We start from the raw sequence: 23,730 nt of genomic DNA, 5'->3' as shown, positions 1-23,730 counted from the left end.
CTCCGTGGAGAAACGTCACCCCGATGCTCACCCGTGCGGCCCTCGTCCGGGGGTGTCGACCACGCTGCGCAATCCACGATCGTGTGACAGATCTTTCCTATGCTGAAGTGATGAGCATCGATCAGCTCCTGCGTCTGCCCAGCTACCTGATGCTGCAGCTGGTGCGCGAGGCGCGGCGGCTGGGCCGGGGGGAGCTGCGCGGGCCCCAGGTGACGGTGCTGGCCTGCCTGGCCGAGCAGGAGGCGGTCGCGCAGAAGCGGATCAGCGAGCAGGTGCGGATGGACCCGAGCGACCTGGTGTCGGTGCTCGACGACCTGGAGGGCCGCGGGTTCGCCCAGCGCAGGCGTGACGTGCGGGACCGGCGGCGGTTCACCGTGTCGATCACCGCGGCCGGGCGCGAGGCGTTGCGGCAACGGCTGGAGGCGGCGCGGGCGCACGAGGAGGAGCTGCTGGCGTCGTTGACCGAGCCCGAGCGGGTCGCACTGACCACACTGCTGCGGAAGGCCTACCTGCACCACGCGGACATGCGTGTAGATTAGCCAGTCTGCGCTCAGACGACGGAGTGCGGGCAGGAGAATGCGATTCAGGATAAAACCTGACGTCGCAGGGTATCGAGAAATGAGGCACGTTGTCAAGCCCCTCCGATGACCTCCGGTCGGCCGAAATGGAGCCGGAGCAGGAATACGTGGCCATGTTGTACGGCCGGCTCGACGACCTCCGCGAACAGACGTCGAAACGACTCGCACAATCGTTGCGACAAACCGGCGGCACGCACCAGATGCGGTCCGAGCGCGACACCTCCGTCGCGATGTACACAGATCAGCTGGCGCAGTACAGCGCGGTCGAGAACGGCCTCGCGTTCGGCCGGCTCGATTTCCACAACGGTGACCGGTTCTACATCGGCCGAATCGGTCTCTTCGACGAGGACAAGGAATACGAGCCGCTGCTGATGGACTGGCGCGCCCCCGCGGCCCGCCCGTTCTACCTCGCGACCGCCGCCTCCCCCGACGGCGTGCGCCGCCGCCGGCACCTGCGCACGCGCTCCCGCAAGGTCATCGGCCTCGACGACGAGGTCCTCGACATCAACTCGGTCGAGCCGTCCCGCAACGAGGGCCTGACCGGCGAGGCGACCCTGCTGGCCGCGTTGAACGCCTCCCGCACCGGCCAGATGAGCGACATCGTCGCGACCATCCAGGCCGAGCAGGACGTCATCATCCGGTCCGAGCTGAACGGCGTCGTCGTCGTGCAGGGCGGTCCCGGCACCGGCAAGACCGCGGTGGCCCTGCACCGCGCCGCCTACCTGCTCTACACGCACCGCCGCCAGCTGGCCAAGCGCGGCGTGCTCGTGGTCGGGCCGAACACCACGTTCCTGCGCTACATCAGCCAGGTCCTGCCCTCGCTGGGCGAGACCGGCGTGCTGCTCTCGACCGTCGGCGAGCTGTTCCCCGGCCTCACGGCGGTGGGCAGGGAGTCGCCGGAGGTCGCGACGCTGAAGGGCCGCGTCCAGATGGCCGACGTGATCGCCGCCGCGATCCGCGACCGCCAGGAGGCCCCGCCGTTCTTCGACATCCGCTTCGACAACGACGTGCTGCGCCTGGACCGCCGCGCCATCTCCGACGCCCGCGGCCGCGCCCGCCGCACCCGCCGCCCGCACAACGAGGCCCGCCGCACGTTCGCACGCGAGATCATCTCGACGCTCGGCGGCATGGTGGCGGCCAAGCTCGGCGGGCACCTGCTGGACAAGGCGGACGTGGACGACATCCGCCGCGAGCTGCGCGAGTCCGAGGAGGTCCAGGCCGCGATCTCGGCGCTGTGGCCGGTGCTGACGCCGTTCTCGCTGCTGTCCGAGCTGTACGCGAACCCGAAGCGCCGCAACCGCGCGATGTCGAAGTTCACCCGCGAGGAACGCGACCTGCTCCAGCGGACCTCGGACGACTGGACCCCGGCCGACGTCCCGTTGCTCGACGAGGCCGCGGAACTGCTCGGCGAGGACGACACGGAGGCCAAGGCCCGCGCCGAACGCCAGCGCCGCCAGGCCATCGAGTACGCCCAGGGCGTCCTCGACATCCTCGACCTGGAGGACGACGCCGACCCGGACATCCTGATGGCCACGGACCTGATGGACGCTTACCGGCTGGCCGAACGCCACGGCGTGGACCGCTACGAGACCGCGGCCGAACGCGCCGCGGCCGACCGCACCTGGACCTTCGGCCACATCATCGTGGACGAGGCCCAGGAGCTGTCCGCGATGGCGTGGCGCACGCTGATGCGCCGCTGCCCCAGCAAGTCCATGACCGTGGTCGGCGACATCGCCCAGACCGGCGACGTCGGCGGCGCGCTGTCGTGGGACTCCGTGCTGTCCCCGTACGTGCAGAACCGCTGGCGCCTCACCGAGCTCACCGTCAACTACCGCACCCCGGCCGAGATCATGGAGGTGGCCGCGGACGTGCTCGCGTCGGTGGACCCTTCTCTCGTGCCGCCCGCTTCGGTGCGCGACACCGGTGTGCCGCCGTGGGTCGCGTCGGTGTCGTCGTACGCCTCCGAGGTCCCGGCGCTGATCTCGTCCGAGGTCGCGGCCGTGGGCGACGGCAAGGTGGCGGTGATCGTTCCCGCGGCACTGCTGCCCTCGGTCGGTGCGGCCGTGGTGTCGGAGGTCGCGAACTCGTCGACGGGCGAGCTGGAGGACGCGCAGGTCGTGGTGCTGGGGGTGACCGACGCCAAGGGGCTGGAGTTCGACTCGGTGGTCGTGGTCGACCCCTCGGGCATCCTGGAGGAGTCGCCGCGCGGGGCCTCCGACCTGTACGTGGCGTTGACGCGTGCGACGCAGCGGTTGGGCGTCGTGCACTCCGGGTCGTTGCCGGACGTGTTGTCCCGCTTGAAGGACTGAGCTCCGCCCGGCCTCCTGCGCGAAACGGTCGCGGTGCCGCCGACGGCATCGTGGGCGCGGAGGAGGCCGGGAACGTTCAGCGTGCCAGCGCCAGCCCCAGAGTCGCGGCCCCCACCCCCAGCACGACGCTGACCGCGACGTTCACCAGCGCCGCCCGGTACTTCTCCTGCTCCAGCAACGACACCGTCTCGTAGCTGAACGTCGAGTACGTCGTCAGCCCACCGCAGAACCCCACCCCGAGGAGCGGCATCCACGCCGTCCCCGCGAAGAACCCGATCAGGAAGCACCCCAGCACGTTCACGACCAACGTGCCGTACGGGAACGCCGACCCGGCCCGCTCCTTCACCGCCCAGTCGACCAGGTACCGGGCCGGCGCACCCAAAGCCGCCCCCACGAACACGGCGAGCACCGTCACCGCGTCACCCGCACCCCGACGAAAGCCGCAGCCACAGCACAAATCGGCGTCAGCAGAAGGAACAAAGGCCGTCCCGCCAGCGCGTACGACGAGAACGTCGTGAACCCGCCCAGGAACCCGACGCCGAAGAACGCGCGGACCAACGGCCGCGGCGCGGTGCCCATCAGCACGCCGATCAGGAACGACCCCAGCACGTTGATCACGAACAGCCCCAGTGCGCCGGGCACGAACGCCGACATCCCGTAGCGCGCCACGCCGCCGAGCCCGCCGCCGAGCGACACCAGGGCCACGAACCGGGGGTCAGGACGGTTCGGCAAGGTGCTCCACCAGGTGGTCCAGGGCCTTCAGCGCGCGCACGACGTCCTCCCGTTCCGAGGACTCCAGCTTGCCCAGTGCGGCGCCGATGCGCTTCTCGTGCTCGCGCTGCCAGACGAGCAGCTGTTCGTGTCCACGGGGTGAGACGGATAGCCGTGCTACCCGCCTGTCCCTGGGGTCGGCGCCGCGGACGACCAGGCCCGAGTCGATCAGCTGGGACACCAGGCCGGAGACCGTGTTGGGGGCCAGCCGCAGCGACGCGGCGAGGTCGCCGACCTTCATCGGGGGGCGTTCCGCGAGGGTTTGCAGCAGCTCTACCTGCGCCATCGGCAGGGACTCCCACGGCCAGTCCGCACGGATGCTCGTCCGCAGCGCCCGGCGCAGGCGGGTGACGACGTCGGTGAGCGTGCGGGCTTCGTCTGACATGCGGAAATCTTACTGAACGCGGGGATATAGCTCTGTGTCAGATATAATCTGACCACGATGAACTGGTTCGTCACGGAGTCCCCCAGGCCGGCGTGGATCGCGCAGTGGCCGAAAGCGCGTTGGCTGGTCATCGCGACCGTGTGCTTCGGGGCGTTCATGGGGCAGTTGGACGCCTCGATCGTCACGCTCGCGTTCCCCGCGATGGCAGAGCACTTCGGGCACGACCCGGAGATCGTCTCGATCAGCTACCTGGTCACGCTGGTGGCGTTGCTCGTCCCAATGGGCAGGATCGCCGACCGGGCCGGGCGCAAGATCGTCTACATCTACGGGTTCGCGCTCTTCACGGCCGCGTCGGTGGCGTGCGCGTACGCGCCGAACTTCGAGCTGCTCGTCGGTGCCAGGATCGCGCAGGCGGCGGGCGCGGCGATGTTGCAGGCCAACAGCGTCGCGCTGGTCACGACGAACGTGCCGCCGGAACTGCGGCGCAAGGCGCTCGGCATCCAGGCCGCGGCGCAGGCGGCCGGGCTCGCGGCGGGGCCGTTGCTGGGCGGGTACCTCGTCGAGCACCACGGGTGGCAGGCGGTGTTCGCGATCAACGTGCCCATCGGCGTCGTCGCCATGATCGCGGGCCACTACCTGTTGCCCCGCACCAGGAGCACGCGGGAAGAGCGCGGCAGGCCCGGTCTCGCGGTGCTGCCGGGGCTGCTCGGCGTCGGGCTGACCTACGCGGCGTTGTTCGCGCCGATGACGTTGCTGCCGTTCACGATGAAACAACCGTTGGCGCACATAGGGCTCACGATCGCCGCGCTGCCGCTGGGGTTCGCGGTCGCCGCGACGCTCATCCACCGGCCGGGTGCCAGGACCGGGGCGTTGATCGCCGCCGTGGCGGTGCTCATGCCGGTGCCGCCGGTGGTGCAGCTGCTCGCGGCGGGCATCGGGCTGGGCATCATCGCGCCGTCGTGCACGCGACGGGTGATGGGCGCGTTGCCGGACCACCAGGCCGGTGTGGGCAGCGGGATGGTCAACGTCGCGCGCGGACTCGGCACCGCGCTGGGTGTCGCCGTCGCGTCGCTGCTCATCAACGCGTTCCAGTAATGGCACCGGTTTCCGCTAGGCCGAAAGGGCGCCTCGGGGCGCTACCCCTCCCGCTCGCCGGTGGTGCCTCAGTAGCCTGGGCGCATGTCTGAACGGGTGAGCTGGGTCCCGCAGAACGTCGACACCGGGAAGCCGAGTGCCGCGCGCCTGTACGACTACCTGCTCGGCGGGGGGCACAACTTCGCCGCCGACCGGGCGCTCGCGGAGAAGTTCCTGAAGGCGCAGCCGAACGCGCGCACGATCGCGCGGCTGAACAGGGCGTTCCTGCGCAGGGCCGTGTTGTTCATGATGGACAACGGCATCCGGCAGTTCCTCGACCTGGGCAGCGGCATCCCGACGGTCGGCAACGTGCACGAGATCGCGCAGAAGGCCGACCAGGACTCGCGTGTCCTGTACGTGGACTTCGAGGAGGTCGCGGTCGCGCACAGCCAGCTCATCCTGGAGGGCGACCCGCGCGCCGCGATCGTGCAGGAGGACCTGACCAGCCCCGTCGCGGTGCTCAAGGCCGCGCGGGAGAGCGGCGTGATCGACTTCACGCGGCCCGTCGGCGTGCTGGCCGTCGGCGTCTTCCACTTCGTGCCACCGGAAGCGGACCCGAGGGCGGTCGTGGCCACCTACCGCGACGCCGTGCCCGAGGGCAGCTACCTCGCGTTCTCCCAGTTCACGCAAGACCTCCAGCCCGCGGAGATGGCCGGGATCGTCGAGGTCATGAAGAAGAGCCAGAACCCGATGCACCCGCGCACCCGCGGTGAGGTCGAGGCGTTCTTCGACGGCTTCGAACTGGTCGAGCCGGGCATCGTGCCGTTGCCGCTGTGGCGCCCGGAGGGCACGAACACCGAGGACCCGGACAAGGCGGGCATCTACGCGGCGGTCGGGCGCAAGGTCTGAACCAGCGGTTCCGGACCGGCGGGCCTGGCCGGGAGGGGCCGGCCGGGCCGGCTCCCCTGCTCGTCGATGTTGGCCCGGCGGCGGCGAATCCGTACGCTCTGTGCACAGGATGGAACTTCCGCAGCTCGCCCGCCGCTGGATGCACGCGCTGACGTCGACCGCGTACATCCCGCTGTCCCACGCCGAGATCGAGCAGACCCTGCTCGACGCGCTGCACACGCTGGCCGACTCCCCCGAAGCGGTTGCGAAACGGCTGGTGTCACTGCACGCAACCGGCCCGGAGTCGTTGCGCGTCACGATCGAGCTGCTCTCCCCCACCTTCGGCCTGCCAGTGCTCGCCCAGCTCAGCTCGGCGTACGCGCAGGCCATGCGGATGGACGCGTTCGACCAGCAGGAGCAGATCAAGGTCGCGATCGTGCGGGCCAAACAGCGGGTCGAGCGCACGCTCAAGGTCAGCCAGGCGCGGTTCCAGGAGGTGTTCGACTCCGCCGCGCTGGGCATCGTGATCACGGACTTCAACGGCCGCTGCGTCGAGGCGAACGACGCGCTGGCCGAGATCATCGGACTGGAGTCGGGCGCGGACCTGCACGGGCGCGACCTGACCGACTTCTACCACCCGGACGACCTGGCCGCGTTGAGCGCGTCGTACCGGCAGGTGCGCGACGGGCACGTCGACCGCTTCCGCGACCAGCGCAAGCTGATCCGCGTGGACAGCGAGCCGGTGTGGGTGCACCTCGCGGTGTCGGTGCTGCGCGACGCGGACGGCGAGCCGACGCACCACGTGACGATGGTCGAGGACATCAGCGAGCTGCACCTGTTGCAGCGCAGCCTCGACCACCAGCTGCTGCACGACTCGCTCACCGGCCTGTCGAACCGCCAGCACTTCGTGACGCAGGTCGAACGCCGCCTCGACACCGACCAGGTCACGCTCTACCACCTCGGCCTGGACGCGTTCTCGGTCGTCAACAACGGTCTCGGCCACGACACCGGCGACAAGCTGCTCAAGATCGTCGCGAACCGGCTCGGCAAGCTCGCCGGCGAGAAGCACGCCGTGCTGGCCCGGATCGGCGGCGACGAGTTCGCGTTGCTGACGGTCTCCGACACCGTCACCACGACCGTCGAGGAGATCCAGGACGCACTCGCGGAACCGACCTTCGTGGACGACCACGGCATCGCGCTGTCGGCCAGCATCGGCGTGGTGGACCGGCCGCCCGCGTTCGCGACCGCGGGTGAGCTGATGCGGTGCGCGAACGCCGCGCTGCGCCAGGCGAAAGCGCGCGGCAAACGGCAGTGGGCGTTGCACGACCCGCACGACGACGCGCGCAGGCGGGGCCGGTACGCGCTGGCGGCGTCGATGCCCGGCGCCTGGGAGCACGGTGAGCTGAAGATCGTCTACGCGCCGGTGCACGACCTGGAGACCCGGGAGCTGCTCGGCGCCGTCGCCCGCCTGCACTGGGACGACCTGAGCCACAACGACACCATGGCGCTCGCCGACTCGACCGGTCTGTCCCTGCCGCTGGGCCGGTGGCTGCTGCGCGAGGCGTGCGGGCAGGCCGCGGCCTGGGTGGCGAAGCTCGGTGAGCGCGCTCCCACGCTGCACGTCGCACTGGGTGCCCTGCAGTCCCGTGACGAGGACCTGGTCGCCGACGTCAAACGCGCCCTCGACGAGACCGGCCTGCCCCCGGAACGGCTGCGGATCGCGCTCGACATCTCCTCCGTGCTGGCCGGCGACGACAACGCGCTGGTGCTGCACGACAGCGGCATCGTCGTCGCGCTCGACGGCTTCCGCGGCGGCCACGACGAACTGGCCGTGCTCGCCGAGGTGCCGGTCCGCTCGGTGATCACCCGCGCACCGGCACCGGGCCCCGGCTCGCCGCTGCTCCAGCCGATGCGCGACCTCGTGACCACCGTGCACGGCCTCGGCGTGCGGTTCGGCGTCGACGAGGTGCACACGGCGGAGGAGGCCGACCTCTGGCGTTCACTGGGCGCCGACGGGGTGATCGGCCTGCTGCCCGCACTGACCGCCGACGAGGTGACCGAGCTCCTCACAACTGCTTCACCGCCGCCAGCAGCTTCGTGAGCGAGTCCTTCGCGTCACCGAACAGCAGCGTCGTCTTCGGGTTGTACAGCAGCTCGTTGTCCACACCCGCGAACCCCGGCCGCATCGACCGCTTCATGAACACCACGGACTTCGCGCGGTCCACGTCGAAGATCGGCATGCCGTAGATCGGGCTGGACGGCTCGTCGCGCGCTCCCGGGTTCACCACGTCGTTCGCGCCGACCACCACGGCCACGTCCACCGACGTGATGCCGGGGTTGACGTCGTCGAGCTCCTTGAGCTGCTCGTACGGCACGTCGGCCTCGGCCAGCAGCACGTTCATGTGCCCCGGCATGCGCCCGGCGACGGGGTGGATGCCGTACGCCACCGACACCCCGCGCTGTTCGAGCTGCGCCACGAGCTCACGCACGGCGTGCTGCGCCTGGGCGACCGCGAGCCCGTAACCGGGCACCACCACCACGTTGTTCGCGTACCCCAACAGGATCGCGACGTCCTCGACCGTGCCCGACTTGACCGGCCGCTGCTCTTCTCCCTGCGCCACAACGGTTGCCGTCTTGAACGCCCCGAACAGGATGTTCGTGAGCGACCGCCCCATCGCCTGCGCCATCAGCCGGGTGAGGATCGTGCCGGACGCGCCGACGAGCGTGCCCGCGACGATCAGCAGCGTGTTCGCCAGCACGTAGCCCGACGCCGCGACCGCGAGGCCGGTGAACGCGTTGAGCAACGAGATCGCGATCGGCACGTCCGCGCCACCCACCGGCAGCACGAACAACGCACCGAGCGCGAGCCCGACGACCGCCAGGAGCCACAGCAGCAGCCCGGACTCGGAGCTGACCACCAAGGCGCACAGGGCGATCGACGACACCGCGGCCGCGATCGCGAGCTGCTGACCGGCCGGCAGCAGCACCGGGCGGGTCGTCATCAGCTCCTGCAGCTTCAGGAACGTCACCACCGAGCCGGAGAAGCTGACCGAGCCGATCAGCACCGTGAGCACCGTCGCGAGGCTGAACAGGAACCCCGGGTCGGGCACCGCGAAGAACTCGGCCAGCGCCACGAGTGCCGCGGCGGCGCCACCGACACCGTTGAACAGCGCCACCATCTGCGGGATGGCGGTCATCTTCACCGATCGCGCGGCCGGGATGCCCACCACCACACCGAGTGCGACGGCGAGCAGAATCCACAGTCCGTTGTGGACGACGCCGTGGACGTAGGCGGTGACGACGGCGACCAGCATGCCGAACGCGCCGATGAAGTTGCCGTAGCGCGCGTACTTCGGCGAGCTCAGGCCCTTCAGCGCCAGGATGAAGCAGAGCGCGGCGACGAGGTACATCAACTGGACGGTCATCGTTTGAACATCTCCAGCATCCGGTCGGTCACCACGAACCCGCCCACCACGTTCACCGTCGCCAGGAACACCGCCAGCAGCCCCAGGACGAGCTCCAGCGTGCTCTCCGCGGACCCGGTGATGAGGATCGCGCCCACCAGGATCACGCCGTGGATGGCGTTGGCGCCGGACATCAGCGGCGTGTGCAGGATCGTGGAGACCTTCGAGACCACCTCGAAGCCCACGAACACGGCCAGCACGAAGATCGTCAGCAGGTCGATCACGGCAACTCCTTGCGGATCTGGCCGTCGTGGGTCACGCAGCAGCCGGCGAGCACCTCGTCGTCGAGGTCCGGCAGGACGACGCCGTCCACGACCATCAGCTTGAGCAGGTTGAGGACGTTGCGCGAGTACAGGCGGCTCGCGTGCACGGGCATGGAGGACGGCAGGTTCCGCACGCCGTGCACCAGCACCTCGCCGACCCAGTTCTCCTCCCCGGCAACGGTGTCGGTGCAGTTGCCACCGGACTCCGCGGCCAGGTCGACGAGCACGGAACCGGGCGGCATCGCCTTGAGCATGTCGGTGGTCACGAGCACCGGCGCCTTGCGGCCGGGGATCGCGGCCGTGGTGATGACGACGTCCGAGGCGGCGACGTGGGCGCCGATCAGTTCCCGTTGGCGTTCCAGGAACTCCTCGGACTGCACGGAGGCGTAGACGCCGGACTGGGTCTCCAGGTCGAGCTCCAGGAACTTCGCGCCGAGGCTGCGGACCTCCTCGCCCGCGGCCTTGCGCACGTCGTAGGCCTCGACGACGGCGCCGAGGCGGCGTGCGGTCGCGATGGCCTGCAGGCCCGCCACCCCGGCGCCCAGCACGAGGACCTTGGCCGGGGGGACGGTGCCCGCCGCGGTGGTGAACATCGGCAGGAAGCGCGGTAGTCGTTCGGCGGCGACCAGGACCGCGCGGTAGCCGGAGACCAGGGCCTGCGAGGACAACGCGTCCGCGCTCTGGGCTCGGGTGACGCGGGGCAGGAGGTCGAAGCTGAAGGACGTGACCCGTCGCTCGGCGTACACGCGGATCAGGTCCTGGTCGGTGGCGGGTTGCAGGAAGCTGATGGTGACGGCGCCCGGTTTCAGCCGGGACGCCTGCTCCGGGGTCAGCGGTTGGACGGACACGACGACGTCGGACTCGGCGGTCGGGTCCTCGGACGTCACGGCCGCCCCGGCCGCCCGGTAGGCGGCGTCGGGAGCGTGCGCGTGGCGCCCCGCACCTTCTTGGACGTGCACGGTCAGACCGGCATCGACCAGCGACGACACCGTTTCCGGTACGCAGGCGACGCGACGCTCGGCGGGCCGCGACTCTGCGGGTGTTCCCACTTTCACCGTACGCACGTTACGCGATCAAAGGTGACCTGGGCCACATCACAGTTGCCAGAGCACCGCACCGGCGAGGGTGAGGCACCCGACGAGCCCAACGGCGGGCACGAACCGCTTACCGAGCGTCCACGCGCTGGCGTTGGCGATCGCGTAGTAGAGCAGCACGCAGAACGAGCTGAACACGATCGCCCGAGTGACGTCGACGGTGAGCACCAACACGATCGCGACCAGGCCGGTGGCGACCTCGGCGGCGCGCAGGTCCGCGAGCAGACCCGGCAGCCTGCGGTCGCGCGCCATCGCCAGAGCGGTCCGGCTGACGCCCAGCTGCAACGACAGCAGCGAGCCGAGCGCGGCCAGGCAGGCGGCGACCCGGATCACCGGCGCCAGCGCGGGTGACACGTCGGCGAGCGTCCTCGTGGCGAGGTCGCTGCCCAGCGCGCTCAGCGCGGTGACCGCGACGGCCGCGTACACGACGAGCGTGATCGCCAACGAGATGACCACGGCACGGGGAATGGTTCGCTCCGGTTCCTTGACCTCCTCTCCGAGGGTCGCGATGCGCGCGTAGCCGGCGAACGCGAAGAACAGCAGCGCGGCGGCGGGAAGGATTCCCGCGGACAGGAACTCCGCCGGCTGCACGGCTTCACGCGCGGTCACGGTCGTCGCGACGAGCACCAGCAGCACCGCGACCACAATGGCCCTGGTGACCAGCGCGGACTTCTGCACACCAGTCAGGTTGAGCACCGTCAGCGCCACGATCGCCGCCACGGCAACGGTTTTCGGTGCGCCGGCGTAGGTGCCGACGGTCAGCGCCATGGCCGCGCACGACGCCGTCTTGCCGAGCACGAACGCCCACCCGGCCAGGTCGCCCCACACCCGCCCGAGGCGTTCCCGGCCGTAGACGTACGTGCCGCCGGAGCGCGGGTACCGCGCCGCGAGCCAGGCGCTCGACAACGCGTTGCAGCAGGCGATCACGCCCGCGATCACCAGGCTGACGAGCAGTGCGGACCCGGCGGCCGCCGCGGCCGGGGCGAACACCGCGAAGACACCGGCGCCGATCATCGAGCCGAGCCCGACGAAGACGGCGTCGGTGAGGGTCAGGCTTCTGGCGAGCTGCACGTGGTCAGTGTGCGACAGGGCACTTCCCGGGGGCCGCCGAGGGGAAGAAGTTCGGCAGCAGTTCACCGGTGTCGTAGTAGCGGTGGTAGACCGGCGTCAGCCCGCCCGACACGGGCGGCACGATCCAGGACCAGTCCGCGGGGCAGGAACGTCCGGCGGCCTCCTCCTTCTCCAGGTGCGTCAGGAACCTCTTCGACTCGGTGTGGTGGTCGGTGATCGTGACACCGGCCTGGGCGAACGAGTGCAGGACGGCGCGGTTGAGCTCCACGAGGGCCCGGTCGCGCCACAACGTCGCCTCCGACGACATGTCCAGGCCCATCCGCTTGGCGAGGTAGGGCAGCAGGTCGTACCGGTCGTGGTCGGCCAGGTTGCGGGCGCCGATCTCGGTGCCCATGTACCAGCCGTTGAAGGGGGCGCACGGGTAGTCGATGCCACCGATGCGCAGGCGCATGTTGCTGATCGCCGGGACCGCGTGCCACTTCACGCCGAGCTTGGCGAGCCACGGCAGGTCGGGGTGCGACAGCGGCACCTCGAGCACCGCGTCGGCGGGGATCTCGACCAGCGCGGGCTCGTGGCCCTCGCAGGAGACCAGCAGCGGCAGCACGTCGAACGGCCCGCGCGTCGCGGGCGGCTGCCACCCGTGCTCGACGGCGAGCTCGGTGAGCGCGAGGTTGCGGGCGTCGCCGAGCACCCCGCCGTCGGGCCCGCGGTAGGCGGCGTAGCGGATGATCTGCTCGTTGAGGACCTGCGGGGCGGGCATGCCGGGCTCGGCCGGGGAGAAGATCGAGATGACCGGCCGGATCTTCCCCTCGTTCGTGGCGACGCGGAGGTGTTCGACGCACTCCGCGGCCACGTCGGCGGGGGCGGACAGCTCCCGCAGGTCGCGCACCTTCAAGCTCCGCCAGTAGAGGCGGCCGATGCAGCGGGAGCTGTTGCGCCAGGCCACCCGTGCGCCGAAGGTCAGCTCGGCGGCGGTGTGGCGGTAGGTGCCGGTCGCCGCGATCTCGGCGTGCACCTCGGCGAGCCGGGCTTCGACCGGACCCAGGTCGGGGTGTTCGGCGTGGTGCAGGCGGACGAAGTCCTCCACCTCGGCGATGTCGAGCTCGCCGGCGGTCTCGCCCGGCGCCGGGGGGAACGCCGTGAGGGAACGGGGCATCACATCAGTCGGGACGGGGGTCATGGCGAGGCACCGTATCGCCGCTTTCGTGTGGCGAAAACCGCCTCTCGCGCTACACCGGTTGGATCATTGGACCGCATCCGACACGCTCAGCGGGTACTTGATACCGCAACCGGGTGACGATGCCTGCGACAAAGAATGGTCTTCGACCGTTATCTCGCCGCAACCGAACGTTTATCAGTGATCCACGTCACCGCCCGGTTCGACCCGGTCGAGTGAACCCACGGGCGTGGGCATCGCGGGCACCTCCCATGACGAAAAGCGGGCCATGCCGCGCACCGCCACCGCCGCCGGAACCGCGCGGAACACGAGATCGCGCAACGCCACCGCGACCGGTGACCGCAGCTCGATCCCGAACCGCCCGGCCGTCCGCGACCCCCGCCACACCGCCTGCGTGCGCGGCCGTCGCACGGCGTCGTACCGGGCCAGGTCACCGCCGCAGGCCGCCAGCGTCACGGCGTCCTCCAGCGCCATGCACGCGCCCTGCCCCAGGTACGGGACCATCGCGTGGGCCGCGTCCCCGAGCAGCGCCACCCGGCCCGACACGAACGTCCGCAGCGGCGGCAGGTGGTGGACGTCGTGCCGGACCACGGCCGGGGTCGACGCCACCAGGTCCGGGATCGGGTCGTGCCAGCCGCCGAACAGCTCCACCGGGTCGAGGTCGGCCGCGGCCGGCGCCACTCGTGCGAGGTACCAGCAGACCCGGCCGTCGCCCAGCGGCAGCACGCCCGCCTCGCCGCCGGGACCGAGCGTCTGCGTGATCGGCAGCTCGAAGGGACCCGGCGCCACTCCCCGCCACGCCGTGGCGCCCGCGTACACCGGTCCCGGCGCGTCGGGGAACAGCTGCGCGCGCAGGCAGCTGTTGATGCCGTCCGCCGCCACCACGAGGTCCGCGTCGAGGTCCTCGACGCCGGTGACCTCGGAGTCGGTGAAGAGGACCTCCGGCGGCAACGCGCGCAGCAGCACGCCGTGCAGGTCGGCGCGGTGCATCGCGATGATCTTCTCCTGGCCGACGTCGGGCAGGTGCACCAGCCAACGACCGTCCGACGCGCGCACGCCGCCCGACACCCGCGGCGTCCCCAGCCGCCGGACCTCGTCCTCCAACCCCATCCACGACAGCGCCCGCAGCGCGTTCGGCATCACCCCCACCCCGGCGCCGATCTCGCCGAACGCGGCGGCGCGCTCGCGGACCTCGACCTCCCAGCCCACGCGCCGCAACGACACCGCTGCCGCCAGTCCCCCGATACCGCCACCGACCACGATCGCCTTCACGGCCACTCTCCTCTACAGGTGTAGAGGACACTACACCTGTAGACTACAGCTGTAGAGATGACGGGGAGCACATGCGCAGGGACCTGATCACCGACGCCGCGATCGACCTGGTGGCGACCTCCGGCATGCGGGGCCTCACGCACCGCGCGGTCGACCGGCAGGCCGGGCTGCCGGAGGGGTCGACGAGCGCCTACTTCCGCACCCGCAAGGCGTTGGTCGAGGGGTTCGTCGAACGGCTCGCGCTGAAGGAGCAGGAGGAGGTCGTCCTCGACCGGGACGACCTGGCCGGCGGTCTCGCCAGGACGGTCGACAACTGGCTGGTGGAGCGGAACCGGACGCTCGCGCGGTACGCGGCGATGCTGGAGGCCACGCACCACCCGGAGCTGCGCTCGATCCTCGCGCACTCCCCGCGGGAACGGGCGACGGAGCTCGCGCGGGCACTGGGCCACGAGGACCCGGAGGCGTCCGGCGGGCACATCATGGCGTTCCTCGAAGGCCTGCTCTTCTACCGGCTCGTCGGCGGCGGCAGCACCTCGGGACCGGAGCCGGGCACCGAGGAGAGCCGCCAGGACCTGCGCCGGGCCGTCGAAAAGGCGTTGCGACCGTAGGTACCGTGGGTCTCATGGGATTCGGGTACGGGGTCTTCTACCTCTGAGCCAGGACGTGTCGCCCAGCCACACGTCCTGATTTCACGTACCCAGAAGAGGATCCGGCATGCGTTCGCATGTTCATCTGACGACCCAAGACCTCACCAAGGGCTATGAGAGCGGTCCCGTCGTCGACGGTGTCTCGCTGAAGGTCTCCGCCGGGCAGCGCCTCGGCATCATCGGCGAGAACGGCCGTGGCAAGACCACGTTGCTCCGCCTGCTCGCCGGCGACCTCGCACCCGACCAGGGAACCGTCACCCGGCACGGTTCGTTGAGCCTGGTGCGACAGGAGATGCCGTTCCAGGAACGGGAGACGGTGGGGGACCTGCTGGACGAGGCGCTGCGCGTGAGCCGGCTCGCACTGTCCGAACTGGACAGTGCGGCGGAGCCGTTCGACGAGCCGCGCTACGAGCGGGCGCTGGCGCACGCGGAGGACGTCGAGGCGTGGGACGCCGAGCGCCGGGCCGGCATCGCGCTCAAGGCGCTCGACGCGGACCACGACCGGGCCACGCCGCTCGCGACCCTGTCGGTGGGGCAGCGCTACCGGGTGCGGCTCGCGTGCCTGCTGGCCGAGCGCGCCGACGTCCTGCTGCTCGACGAGCCGACGAACCACCTGGACGCGGCGGCACTGGGGTTCCTCACCGAGCGCCTGCGGCAGCACCCCGGTGTGACCGTGCTGGTCAGCCACGACCGCGCGCTGCTCGACGACGTCTGCACCCAGCTGCTCGACCTGGACCCGACGCCGGACGGCGAGGTGCGCCTGCACGGCGGCGGCTACCGGGCGTTCAAGGAGGCCAAGCGCGCCGAACGGCAGCGCTGGGAGCAGCGGTTCGCCCAGGAGGCCGCCGAGCACGACGAGCTGGCCGACAGGGTCGAACGCGCGCAGAGCCGGTTGCAGGACGCCTGGCGGCCGCCGAAGGGCGCGTTCAAGCACAAGCGCGGCACCCGTGCGGCGAACAAGATGCGCACCGTCGCCCGCAGGCTGGAGGAGCTCGACGACCAGCGCGTGGCCGCTCCCCCGCCCCCGCTGCGCTTCACGCCACCGGAGCTGACGGCGAGCGGCGACCTGCTGCACGCGACGCCGCTCGAGGTGCCGGGACGGCTGGTGCTGGACGAGCCGATCTCGCTCAGCGCGGGCGAGAAGCTGCTCGTCGCCGGCCCGAACGGGGCCGGCAAGACCACGTTGCTCAGCGTCCTCGCCGGTCGGCTCGCGCCTGCTCGCGGGACGGTGCACCACGCCGGCAGGGTCGCGCTGCTCGCGCAGGAGTCGTCGTTCGAGGACGAGGACGCCACCGCGGCGCAGGTCTGCCCGCGGGTGGCGGAGCTCGGGCTGCTGACGGCGGGGGACGTCGCGCGGCCGGTCCGGCTCCTGTCCACCGGTCAGCGCAGGAGGCTGGCGCTGGCGGTGGCGCTGAGCGCCGGTCCGCACGTGCTGCTGCTGGACGAGCCGACGAACCACCTGTCGATCGCACTGGTCGACGAGCTGACCGAGGCGCTGCTGCGGACGAGGGCCGCCGTGGCCGTCGCGACCCACGACCGGCAGATGCGGACAGATTTCGGCCGGTGGCGCACCGTGATCCTCAATTCACCTTCACGGAGTCGTGAAAGTTCTGTAGCTTCGGAACAGGTCCTCTACTGAGCACTGGGAGGTGTGCGAGATGACCGAACTGATCTCCGAACAACTGCCGACCACCCGCCAGAACCCGTTCGACCCGCCCGCCGAGATCACCGCCATCCGCGAGAAGGCCCGCATCAGCAGGCTGAAGTTCGCCGACGGCCACCTCGGCTGGCTGGTCACCGGCCACCACCAGGTGCGGGAGGTGCTGGGCAGCCCCAAGTTCACCAACCGCCCCGAAGAGCACCACCTGCTGGACCTGCGGTTCCAGGGGGAGGCTCCACCGGAGAACCGCAAGGTCCAGCCGGGCTTGTTCCTCAGCCAGGACCCGCCCGACCACACCCGGCTGCGCAAGATGCTCCAGGGCCAGTTCACCGTGCGGCGGATGAACCAGCTGTCCGAATGGATCGGCCAGATCGTCGACGACCAGATCGCGCACATGCGCTCGCTGGGCGGGAAGGCCGACCTGGTCAAGGAGTTCGCGCTGCCGGTGCCCTCGCTGGTGATCTGTGCGCTGCTGGGCGTCGCCTACGACGAACGGCACCGCTTCCAGGAGGACACCGCGAAGATGCTGTCGCTGGAGACCCCCGTCAAGGAGTCCATGGCGGCGTTCGCGCGCATCCAGGAGTTCATGCGCGAGCTGATCGAGCGCAAGAAGGCGAACCCCGGCGACGACATGATCAGCGACCTGATCGCCACGGGTGAGCCGACCGACGAGGAGGCGTCGAACATGGCGCTGCTCCTGCTGCTCGCCGGCCACGAGACCACGGCGAACATGCTGGGCATCGGCACGTTCACGCTCCTGCAGCACCCGGACCAGCTCAAGATCCTGCGCGACGAGCCGGACGTGGTCGACAACGCCGTCGAGGAGCTGATGCGGTACCTGTCGATCATCCACTTCGGACCATCGCGCACGGCGCTGGAGGACGTGGAGATCGACGGCCACCTCATCAAGGCCGGTGACACCGTGGTGATGCACGTGCCGGCCGCGAACCGGGACCCGGAGAAGTTCGGCGGCAACCCCGACGAGCTCGACCTGCGCCGCCCGGCCTCCGGCCACGTCGCGTTCGGCCACGGCATCCACCAGTGCCTGGGCCAGCAGCTCGCCCGCATCGAGATGCGGATCGGCTTCAGCCGGCTGTTCGCGGCGTTCCCGGACCTGCGGCTCGACGTCGCGCCCGAGGAGGTGCCGCTGCGGACCGACATGGGCATCTACGGGGTCCACTCGTTGCCAGTAGCGTGGTGAGCATGAAGATTTCCGTCGACCAGTCGAAGTGCTGCGGTTCGGGGATGTGCGTCCTGACCGACCCGGACCTCTTCGACCAGAACGAAGAGGACGGCACGGTGGTGCTCCTGCAGGAGCACCCCGACGCCGCGCACGAGGCCACCGCGCAGGAAGCGGCCGGCCTCTGCCCGGCGGGCGCGATCACGGTCAGCTGATCCGCGCGCGGTAGCCGTTGGGAGCTGCCAGGCGACATCCGTGCCCCGTCGCCTGGCACCACCGCGCCGCACCACGACGACGTCGAGCCAGGATCAGGACGTCGTGAGCCGCAGTTCGTCCACCTCTGCCTGGAACCCGGCCGCGGTCAGCGTCTCCTCCGCCTGCCGCCAGTGCTCGCGGGCCTCGTCGCCGCGCCCGCACCGCTCCAGCGCGTCGCCCATCACCCGCAGCGACCGCCCCAGCTCCGGCGGCGAGTCCATCTCGCGCGCCGCCTTCAGCGCCAGCCCGGCCAGTCGCAGCGCCTCGTCGGCGGAGGCCGCGAGGCCGGACCGCAGGCGCCACACCCAGATGCGCCCCTGCCGGTCGTCGTGCTCCTCGAAGAACTCCCACGCCGCCGTCAGCTGCTCCTGCGCGGGTGCGACGGCACCGGAGCGCACCAGGGTGTCGGCCAGGAACAACCGGATGTTCGCCGCCATGTCCGGGTCGCCGAGCTTCTGCGCCGCGGCCAGCGACGACCGCAGGAACGCCGCCGACAGGTCGAGCTCGCCGGTGAACTGGTGCAGCCGCCCCAGTTCCAGCGTCGCCATCAGCTCGCTCTGCTCGTCCCCCAGCTGCCCGGCCACGCGCCGCGCCCGTTCCAGGTAGTCCTGCGCCGCGGTCAGACCACCGGCCCGGCGTTCGATGGCGCCCAGCGAGCACAGCACCTCGACCTCGCCGTGCGGGTTGCCGGCGGCCACGAACCGGGTCATCGCCTCCCGGTGCGCGGCGCGGGCCTCCCGCGAGCGGCCGCTCCACTCGTGCATCCACCCCATGCCGTACCAGCCGTACGCCTCGCCCCACACGTCCCCGGCCGCCGCGAAGCCCTCCTGCGCCGACCGGAACTCCGCCGACGCGCCGGCGTAGTCGTGCAGCCGGGCGCGCAGGATTCCGCGCTGCTGGTGCAGCACCGGCTTCAGCGCGGCCGAACCGCATGCGAGGCCGATGTCGTTGATCTGCTCCCAGTCGTCGAAGCGGGCCCGCAGGTCGCAGAACGCCGACGAGCGGATCGCGAGCTGTGCCGCCAGGTCGCCGAGGCCCAGCGCGGCGGCCTGGGTCAGGACCGCCCCGATGTTCAGCCACTCCGCGTCGAACCACTCGGCGGCGTCGCCCAGGTCGAACGGCTCCAGCGCCCGCGGGGCCAGGCGGACGCCCTGGTGCGGAAGGTCGGCGTCGGCACGCGTGACGAGGTCGAGCCAGCGTTCGACCAACGGCTTCAGCGCGGTGGCCGGGTCCTCGTCGGCGGCTTCCCGGCCGAACGCGCGCAGCAGGTCGTGCAGGCGGTAGCGGACCTGGCCGAGGGCGTCACGGCCCGCGTAGTCGACGAGGCGGGCGTCGACGAGGGCCTCGACGTGGTCCTCCGCGTCGTCGAGGTCCAGGCCCAGCAACGGCGCCGCCACCCAGGCCGGGAAGTCCGGTGTGTCGACCAGCGACAGCAGCCGGAACGCGCGGCGGTGCGTCTCGTCGAGACCGTCGTAGGACAGGGCCAGCGACGCGCGCACGTCGAGGTCGCCCAGCGAGAGCTCGTCGAAGCGGCGGCGTTCGTCGGACAGGCGGCCCGCGAGCTTCGCGAGCTGCCAGTGCGGGCGGGCGACCAGCCGGGCCGCGGCGACCCGCAACGCCAGCGGCAGCCGCCCGCAGTAGGTCACGATCGCTTGCGCGGCACCGGGTTCCGCGGCGACCCTGACGTCCCCCAGCGCGGACCGCAGCAGGCCCAGCGCGTCCGCGGGCGGCAGCACGTCCAGCGGGACGACGTGCGCGGCCTCCAGGCCCGCGAGCGCGGCCCGTGACGTCACCAGCGCCGCACCGGACGTCGTGCCTGGCAACAACGGCCGCACCTGGGCCTCGTTGACCGCGTTGTCCAGCACGACCAGGACCCGCCGGTCCGACAGCAGATCGCGGTACAGGTCGACCCGGTCGTCCACAGTGGACGGGATCGCGCCGCCGGACACGCCGAGGCCGCGCAGCAACCGGTCCAGCGCCGCCGCGGGCTCCACCGGCTTCTGCTCACCGCCGCGCAGGTTCAGGTACAGCTGGCCGTCCGGGAACGCGTCGCGCACCAGGTGTGCGCAGTGCACCGCCAGCGAGGTCTTGCCGACGCCGCCGGACCCGGTGACCGTCCACGTACCACCGCCGCGCAACCCGGTCGTCAGCCGCGCCACCTCGTCCGCGCGGCCGGAGAAGTCGCCGACCGCGGGCGGCAGCCACGACGGTCCCGCCTGGACGGCCACCGGTGCGGAAGACCCCGCCAGCACCTCCATGTGCAGCGCGCGCAGCTCGGCGTTCGGGTCGATGCCCAGCTCCTCCGCCAGCACCTCGCCGGCCCTGCGGTACACGTCGAGCGCCTGCGCCTGCTGGCCGGTGCGGTGCAGGGCGAGCATGAGCTGGTACCAGAAGCGTTCCCGCAGCGGGTGGTGCGCGACCAGCGACCGCAGCTCGTCGACGAGCTGGTCGTGCCGTCCCAGCTGGAGCTCGGCGTCGTTGCGCCGCTCCAGCACCTCCCAGCGCTGCTCGTTGAGCCGCTGCACGTCGGTCTGCTCCACGCGCAGCGACGACAGCTGGTCGAGCGCCGGTCCCCGCCACAGCGCCGCCGCCTCGCCGAGCAGCCGCGCCTCGGTCTCCAGGTCCGGTGCCCGGCGTGCCTCGGCCCGCAACCGCTGGAACGTCAGCAGGTCGAGCTGGTCGTCCCCGACGTGGATCGAGTAGCCGGTCGGCCACGTGCGCACGAGCTTGCGGTCCGCGAAGTCGTCCAACGACTGCCTCAAGCGCATGACGTACGTCTGCAACGTCGCCCGCGCCGAACCGGAAGGCTCCTCGCCCCACAGGTGTTCCATCAGCTCGTAGAACGACACGGGCGCGTTGGGCTTCATCAGCAACGCGGCGAGCAGAACGCGCTGTTTGGCCGAGCGCAGTTCCACCGGTCGGCCCGAGTCGAGGACCTGCAACGATCCGAGAACCTTGAACTCCCACCGCGGCATGGCGCAGATCCTAACCAGCCGGTAACCCGGGGTGTCAGCGAAATGTCAGCGGGTGACGTGATGCTTCTCGCCCAGGAAGCGGTCAACCTCCGGTGCCTCCGGCGCGTTGTCGTCGGCCGCTGATCCCGTGACCGGGAGCGGTTCCTGTGGCCCCCCAGCCGGGTGCCGCTCCTGCCTTGTCGTCGCCGGGCCCGAAGCCCGAACCTCTCCTCGGGCCCGGCGACGCCTTCCGCTCAGGCGGCGCCGCGCGACGCCGACATGAACGTCCCCAGCCGCGCGGACAGCTCGTCGGCGGCCTCGTTGCCCCGCAGCCGTTCGACCTCCTGCCGCAACGGCCGCATCCGGTCCCGCGTGCGCACCGACCGGATCGGCCAGGACACCTCGATCGCCCGCACGCCGGCGGCGCGCGCCGGCTCGGGTTCGTTCTGCACCAGGTAGTTCATCGACAGCGCGGCCAGGCGGAACGACTGGCTGCGCGCCGCGTCCTCACCGCCGGAGGCGATCGCGCGCGTCAGCAACGGGATCGCGGTCCGCCCGTACTTCACGTCGCACGTGCGCGCCAGTTCCGTGTGCACCATCCCGCCGATGGACACCAGGTCGGCCTGGTCGAAGAAACGAGCCCACGGCGGTGCGTCTTCGTTGGACGCACGGTCGAACTCTTCTTCTGCACGCGCGAGCTGGCGCAAGGCGTGCTTTTCGGCGCCCATCTTCGCGAACGCCCACGCCTCGTTGGCGTGCAGAATGGACACGGCCAAGGTGGAACCGCTGGCCTGTGCGATGGGCAGTCCGCGCTGGAACGACGCCAAGGCGTCCTCGGCGAGGTCGTAGTGCAGGTGCACGCGTCCCATGCGGTAGAGGATGTTGGCCTGCAACGCGCTGTTGCCGGACGCGCGCGCGAGGTCCATCGCACGGCCGAAGTGCACGTGCGCGGACTCCAGCAGGCCCATGTCGAACGACGCCCAGCCGGCCAGGTTGTGCAGGTCGGCGATGGCCACCTGCAACCGGTGCAGCACCCGGCTGGACGGCCCGGTGTCGAGCAGCGGGTTCGCCCAGCTCAGCAACGCCACGCAGGCGTCGCGGCAGGCACCGCCGCCGTGCTCGTGGTCGAGTGCCCGCAGCGCACCGGTCAGTGCCTCCACGTGCCGTGCGTCGGTCTTGTCCACGCGCACGGGAACTGCGTCGCCGTTGAACATCGCTGGCCCTCCTGACGTGCGCCGGCCACCTGTCGCCAGGTACCCGTCGCACACCGCCGGTACTCACCGCGCCGCCGCCACCATCTCGCTGTCCGGCCTGGTCGGGAAGGGTCTTTCGGCTCCCTGGACCGGCGTGAGCGCGACCGCCACGACGTTGTGGCGGTCGCGCTCACGATTCTGGACGGACGGCATGACCGGGAAGGGGCCAACGAGGTGTCAGCGGTCGGCGGCTGAATCCATTCCCGGTGACGACGGCTCACCGGAACGGCCGATCAGGTCACTCTTGCAGGGTCACCACCTGGGCGGGGCACCTCTCCACCGCGTCACGCACCCCCGGCAGCAGACCGGCCGACGGCTCGGGCACCAGCACGACGCCGATGCCGTCGTCGTCGCGCTGGTCGAACACGTCCGGTGCGGCGAGCACGCACTGGCCCGCCCCGATGCACCTGGTCTGGTCGATCCGGACGACCGCGCTCACCACACCACCGGGATCTCTGCCGCGCCGTAGGTGATCATGTCGTTGCGGTAGGTCAGCTCCGTGACCGGCACGGCCGGGCGCAGGTTCGGGAACCGCTCGAACAACGACCGCAGGCCGATCTGCAGCTCCGCGCGGGCGAGGTTCGCGCCCAGGCACTGGTGCGGGCCGAAGCCGAACCCGAGGTGCGACACGGCGTCGCGTTCGAGGTCGAGCTCGTCGGCGCGCGGGCAGAGCTCCTAGTCGAGGTTCGCCATCAGCGACACGCTCACCCACTCACCGGCCTTGATCAGCACGCCGTCGACCTCGACGTCCTCGGTCGCCCGCCGGGTGAGGCCGGGACCGCCGAGGGAGCCGACGGTGTAGCGCATGAGCTCCTCGACGACCACGTCGGCGCGGCTCGGGTCGCGCTGCAGGACCGCCAGCTGGTCGGGGCGCTCGAACAGGTGCAGCGTGAACAGGCCGAGGAAGTTCGACGTGGTCTCGTGCCCGGCCGCGAGCAGCCCGATGCAGAGGAAGATCAGCTCTTCCATGCTGAAGTCGGTGTCGTTGGCCATCAGGCCGATCAGGTCGTCGTTCGTGCCCGCAGCCTTCTTCGCGGCGACGATCGGCGCGAGCACCTGGGAGAGCTTGGTCGCGTGCGCGATGTACTCGTCCTTGGAGCCGTTCTTGCCGAACAGGTCGCCGGCGGTGGCCTGGAACAGCTCCTGGTGCTCCGGCGGCACGCCCAGCAGCTCGGCGATCACCAGCGACGGCAGCGGCAGGCACAGCGAGGTGACCAGGTCGGCCGGTGCGCCCTTGGCCTCCATCGCGTCCAGGTGCTCGTCGACGATCTCCTGGATGCGCGGCCGCAGCTGATTCATCCGCTTGACCATGAACCCGCGTGAGAGGGGACGGCGCAGGCGCAGGTGCGCGTCGCCGTCGATGCCGTTGATGTTGCCCGGCTGGTCGGCGTCGAGGACGGGTTCGCCCTCGTCGGTGCGCATCTCCGGCTGACCG

The 23,730-nt window shown here is 71.0% G+C and carries 21 protein-coding genes and 1 pseudogene; 9 read left to right on the top strand and 13 right to left on the bottom strand.

Annotated features, from left to right (window positions below; genetic code table 11):
- The first annotated feature begins 110 nt into the window (after positions 1–110).
- Positions 111–539 (top strand): MarR family transcriptional regulator, encoded by a 429-nt coding sequence (locus tag AB0A63_RS30595; protein WP_360397227.1) that lies wholly within the window; start codon positions 111–113, stop codon positions 537–539.
- An 89-nt stretch (positions 540–628) separates the two neighbouring features.
- Positions 629–2,887, top strand: a complete 2,259-nt coding sequence (locus AB0A63_RS30590; protein WP_360397226.1) for an AAA family ATPase — start codon at positions 629–631, stop codon at positions 2,885–2,887.
- Positions 2,888–2,963: 76 nt separating this feature from the next.
- On the opposite strand, the gene crcB is transcribed toward AB0A63_RS30590, so the two are convergent.
- From crcB to AB0A63_RS30575, 3 genes are read right to left on the bottom strand one after another with little or no spacing between them, the layout of a single operon-like run.
- Positions 2,964–3,302 carry a fluoride efflux transporter CrcB gene (gene crcB / locus AB0A63_RS30585; protein WP_360397225.1) on the bottom strand — a complete coding sequence of 113 codons (339 nt, stop codon included), beginning with the start codon at positions 3,300–3,302 and terminating at the stop codon, positions 2,964–2,966.
- Entirely contained in the window at positions 3,299–3,619 is a 321-nt protein-coding gene (locus tag AB0A63_RS30580) for a CrcB family protein (protein WP_360397224.1), read from the bottom strand. Before AB0A63_RS30580 ends, crcB begins: the two co-directional genes overlap by 4 nt.
- The gene (locus tag AB0A63_RS30575) at positions 3,603–4,043 is read right to left on the bottom strand and encodes a MarR family transcriptional regulator (RefSeq protein WP_360397223.1); all 441 of its coding nucleotides are present in this window, start codon (positions 4,041–4,043) and stop codon (positions 3,603–3,605) included. Before AB0A63_RS30575 ends, AB0A63_RS30580 begins: the two co-directional genes overlap by 17 nt.
- A 57-nt stretch (positions 4,044–4,100) precedes the next feature.
- On the opposite strand from AB0A63_RS30575, the gene AB0A63_RS30570 reads away from it, so the two are divergent.
- The 3 genes from AB0A63_RS30570 to AB0A63_RS30560 all read left to right on the top strand — a co-directional run bounded on the left by AB0A63_RS30570 (position 4,101) and on the right by AB0A63_RS30560 (position 8,106).
- The gene (locus tag AB0A63_RS30570) at positions 4,101–5,138 is read left to right on the top strand and encodes an MFS transporter (RefSeq protein ID WP_360397222.1); all 1,038 of its coding nucleotides are present in this window, start codon (positions 4,101–4,103) and stop codon (positions 5,136–5,138) included.
- A gap of 84 nt (positions 5,139–5,222) precedes the next feature.
- Positions 5,223–6,026 (top strand): SAM-dependent methyltransferase, encoded by an 804-nt coding sequence (locus tag AB0A63_RS30565; protein WP_360397221.1) that lies wholly within the window; start codon positions 5,223–5,225, stop codon positions 6,024–6,026.
- 109 nt (positions 6,027–6,135) lie between these two features.
- On the top strand, positions 6,136–8,106 hold the full coding sequence (locus AB0A63_RS30560) for a diguanylate cyclase (protein WP_360397220.1): 1,971 nt from the start codon (positions 6,136–6,138) through the stop codon (positions 8,104–8,106).
- Here AB0A63_RS30560 and AB0A63_RS30555 read toward each other — a convergent pair.
- The 6 genes from AB0A63_RS30555 to AB0A63_RS30530 form a co-directional block, all read right to left on the bottom strand.
- A complete protein-coding gene (locus tag AB0A63_RS30555) occupies positions 8,072–9,430 on the bottom strand; it encodes an NAD(P)(+) transhydrogenase (Re/Si-specific) subunit beta (protein ID WP_360397219.1) in 1,359 nt (452 codons plus the stop codon). The two genes, AB0A63_RS30560 and AB0A63_RS30555, sit on opposite strands and share 35 nt — an antisense overlap.
- Entirely contained in the window at positions 9,427–9,693 is a 267-nt protein-coding gene (locus AB0A63_RS30550; protein ID WP_053737731.1) for an NAD(P) transhydrogenase subunit alpha, read from the bottom strand. The genes AB0A63_RS30555 and AB0A63_RS30550 overlap by 4 nt, the downstream gene beginning before the upstream one ends.
- Positions 9,690–10,787 (bottom strand): Re/Si-specific NAD(P)(+) transhydrogenase subunit alpha, encoded by a 1,098-nt coding sequence (locus tag AB0A63_RS30545; protein WP_360397218.1) that lies wholly within the window; start codon positions 10,785–10,787, stop codon positions 9,690–9,692. The genes AB0A63_RS30550 and AB0A63_RS30545 overlap by 4 nt, the downstream gene beginning before the upstream one ends.
- Before the next feature lie 39 nt (positions 10,788–10,826).
- A complete protein-coding gene (locus AB0A63_RS30540) occupies positions 10,827–11,897 on the bottom strand; it encodes an APC family permease (RefSeq protein WP_360397217.1) in 1,071 nt (356 codons plus the stop codon).
- Positions 11,898–11,901: 4 nt separating this feature from the next.
- Positions 11,902–13,053 (bottom strand): nitric oxide synthase oxygenase, encoded by a 1,152-nt coding sequence (locus tag AB0A63_RS30535; protein WP_360397448.1) that lies wholly within the window; start codon positions 13,051–13,053, stop codon positions 11,902–11,904.
- A 198-nt stretch (positions 13,054–13,251) separates the two neighbouring features.
- A complete protein-coding gene (locus AB0A63_RS30530) occupies positions 13,252–14,346 on the bottom strand; it encodes an FAD-dependent monooxygenase (RefSeq protein WP_360397216.1) in 1,095 nt (364 codons plus the stop codon).
- A 71-nt stretch (positions 14,347–14,417) separates the two neighbouring features.
- Between AB0A63_RS30530 and AB0A63_RS30525 the strand changes: the two genes are divergently transcribed.
- From AB0A63_RS30525 to AB0A63_RS30510, 4 genes are all read left to right on the top strand, one after another.
- Positions 14,418–14,954 carry a TetR/AcrR family transcriptional regulator gene (locus tag AB0A63_RS30525; protein WP_360397215.1) on the top strand — a complete coding sequence of 179 codons (537 nt, stop codon included), beginning with the start codon at positions 14,418–14,420 and terminating at the stop codon, positions 14,952–14,954.
- Positions 14,955–15,060: 106 nt separating this feature from the next.
- Positions 15,061–16,632: an ABC-F family ATP-binding cassette domain-containing protein gene (locus AB0A63_RS30520; RefSeq protein ID WP_360397214.1), complete on the top strand. Its 1,572-nt coding sequence runs from the start codon at positions 15,061–15,063 to the stop codon at positions 16,630–16,632.
- Positions 16,633–16,651: 19 nt separating this feature from the next.
- Positions 16,652–17,854: a cytochrome P450 gene (locus AB0A63_RS30515; RefSeq protein ID WP_360397213.1), complete on the top strand. Its 1,203-nt coding sequence runs from the start codon at positions 16,652–16,654 to the stop codon at positions 17,852–17,854.
- Between the two features lie 2 nt (positions 17,855–17,856).
- Complete coding sequence (locus AB0A63_RS30510) at positions 17,857–18,048, top strand: ferredoxin (RefSeq protein ID WP_360397212.1); 192 nt, start codon at positions 17,857–17,859, stop codon at positions 18,046–18,048.
- 93 nt (positions 18,049–18,141) lie between these two features.
- Here the strand turns inward: AB0A63_RS30510 and AB0A63_RS30505 are convergent, their stop codons facing one another.
- The 4 genes and pseudogenes from AB0A63_RS30505 to AB0A63_RS30490 form a co-directional block, all read right to left on the bottom strand.
- Positions 18,142–21,063 (bottom strand): BTAD domain-containing putative transcriptional regulator, encoded by a 2,922-nt coding sequence (locus tag AB0A63_RS30505; protein WP_360397211.1) that lies wholly within the window; start codon positions 21,061–21,063, stop codon positions 18,142–18,144.
- 233 nt (positions 21,064–21,296) lie between these two features.
- Positions 21,297–22,256, bottom strand: a complete 960-nt coding sequence (locus tag AB0A63_RS30500) for a transcriptional regulator (RefSeq protein WP_360397210.1) — start codon at positions 22,254–22,256, stop codon at positions 21,297–21,299.
- A gap of 277 nt (positions 22,257–22,533) precedes the next feature.
- Complete coding sequence (locus AB0A63_RS30495) at positions 22,534–22,737, bottom strand: ferredoxin (protein ID WP_360397209.1); 204 nt, start codon at positions 22,735–22,737, stop codon at positions 22,534–22,536.
- Positions 22,731–23,594, bottom strand: a pseudogene (locus AB0A63_RS30490) (cytochrome P450). Before AB0A63_RS30490 ends, AB0A63_RS30495 begins: the two are co-directional and overlap by 7 nt.
- Positions 23,595–23,730: the final 136 nt, after the last annotated feature.

This window comes from Lentzea sp. NPDC042327 (genome assembly GCF_040647275.1).
GTDB lineage: Bacteria > Actinomycetota > Actinomycetes > Mycobacteriales > Pseudonocardiaceae > Lentzea.
Note: the sequence above shows the minus strand (reverse complement) of the source record. Positions and strands in the feature narration are given on the sequence as shown.

Bases quoted from the DNA above. Each gene is read 5' to 3' on its own strand.
- AB0A63_RS30595 (WP_360397227.1), top strand. From the start codon at position 111: ATGAGCATCGATCAGCTCCTGCGTCTGCCCAGCTACCTGATGCTGCAG.
- AB0A63_RS30575 (WP_360397223.1), bottom strand. From the start codon at position 4,043: ATGTCAGACGAAGCCCGCACGCTCACCGACGTCGTCACCCGCCTGCGC.
- AB0A63_RS30570 (WP_360397222.1), top strand. From the start codon at position 4,101: ATGAACTGGTTCGTCACGGAGTCCCCCAGGCCGGCGTGGATCGCGCAG.
- AB0A63_RS30565 (WP_360397221.1), top strand. From the start codon at position 5,223: ATGTCTGAACGGGTGAGCTGGGTCCCGCAGAACGTCGACACCGGGAAG.
- AB0A63_RS30560 (WP_360397220.1), top strand. From the start codon at position 6,136: ATGGAACTTCCGCAGCTCGCCCGCCGCTGGATGCACGCGCTGACGTCG.
- AB0A63_RS30555 (WP_360397219.1), bottom strand. From the start codon at position 9,430: ATGACCGTCCAGTTGATGTACCTCGTCGCCGCGCTCTGCTTCATCCTG.
- AB0A63_RS30535 (WP_360397448.1), bottom strand. From the start codon at position 13,053: ATGCCCCGTTCCCTCACGGCGTTCCCCCCGGCGCCGGGCGAGACCGCC.
- AB0A63_RS30525 (WP_360397215.1), top strand. From the start codon at position 14,418: ATGCGCAGGGACCTGATCACCGACGCCGCGATCGACCTGGTGGCGACC.
- AB0A63_RS30520 (WP_360397214.1), top strand. From the start codon at position 15,061: ATGCGTTCGCATGTTCATCTGACGACCCAAGACCTCACCAAGGGCTAT.
- AB0A63_RS30515 (WP_360397213.1), top strand. From the start codon at position 16,652: ATGACCGAACTGATCTCCGAACAACTGCCGACCACCCGCCAGAACCCG.
- AB0A63_RS30510 (WP_360397212.1), top strand. From the start codon at position 17,857: ATGAAGATTTCCGTCGACCAGTCGAAGTGCTGCGGTTCGGGGATGTGC.
- AB0A63_RS30505 (WP_360397211.1), bottom strand. From the start codon at position 21,063: ATGCCGCGGTGGGAGTTCAAGGTTCTCGGATCGTTGCAGGTCCTCGAC.
- AB0A63_RS30500 (WP_360397210.1), bottom strand. From the start codon at position 22,256: ATGTTCAACGGCGACGCAGTTCCCGTGCGCGTGGACAAGACCGACGCA.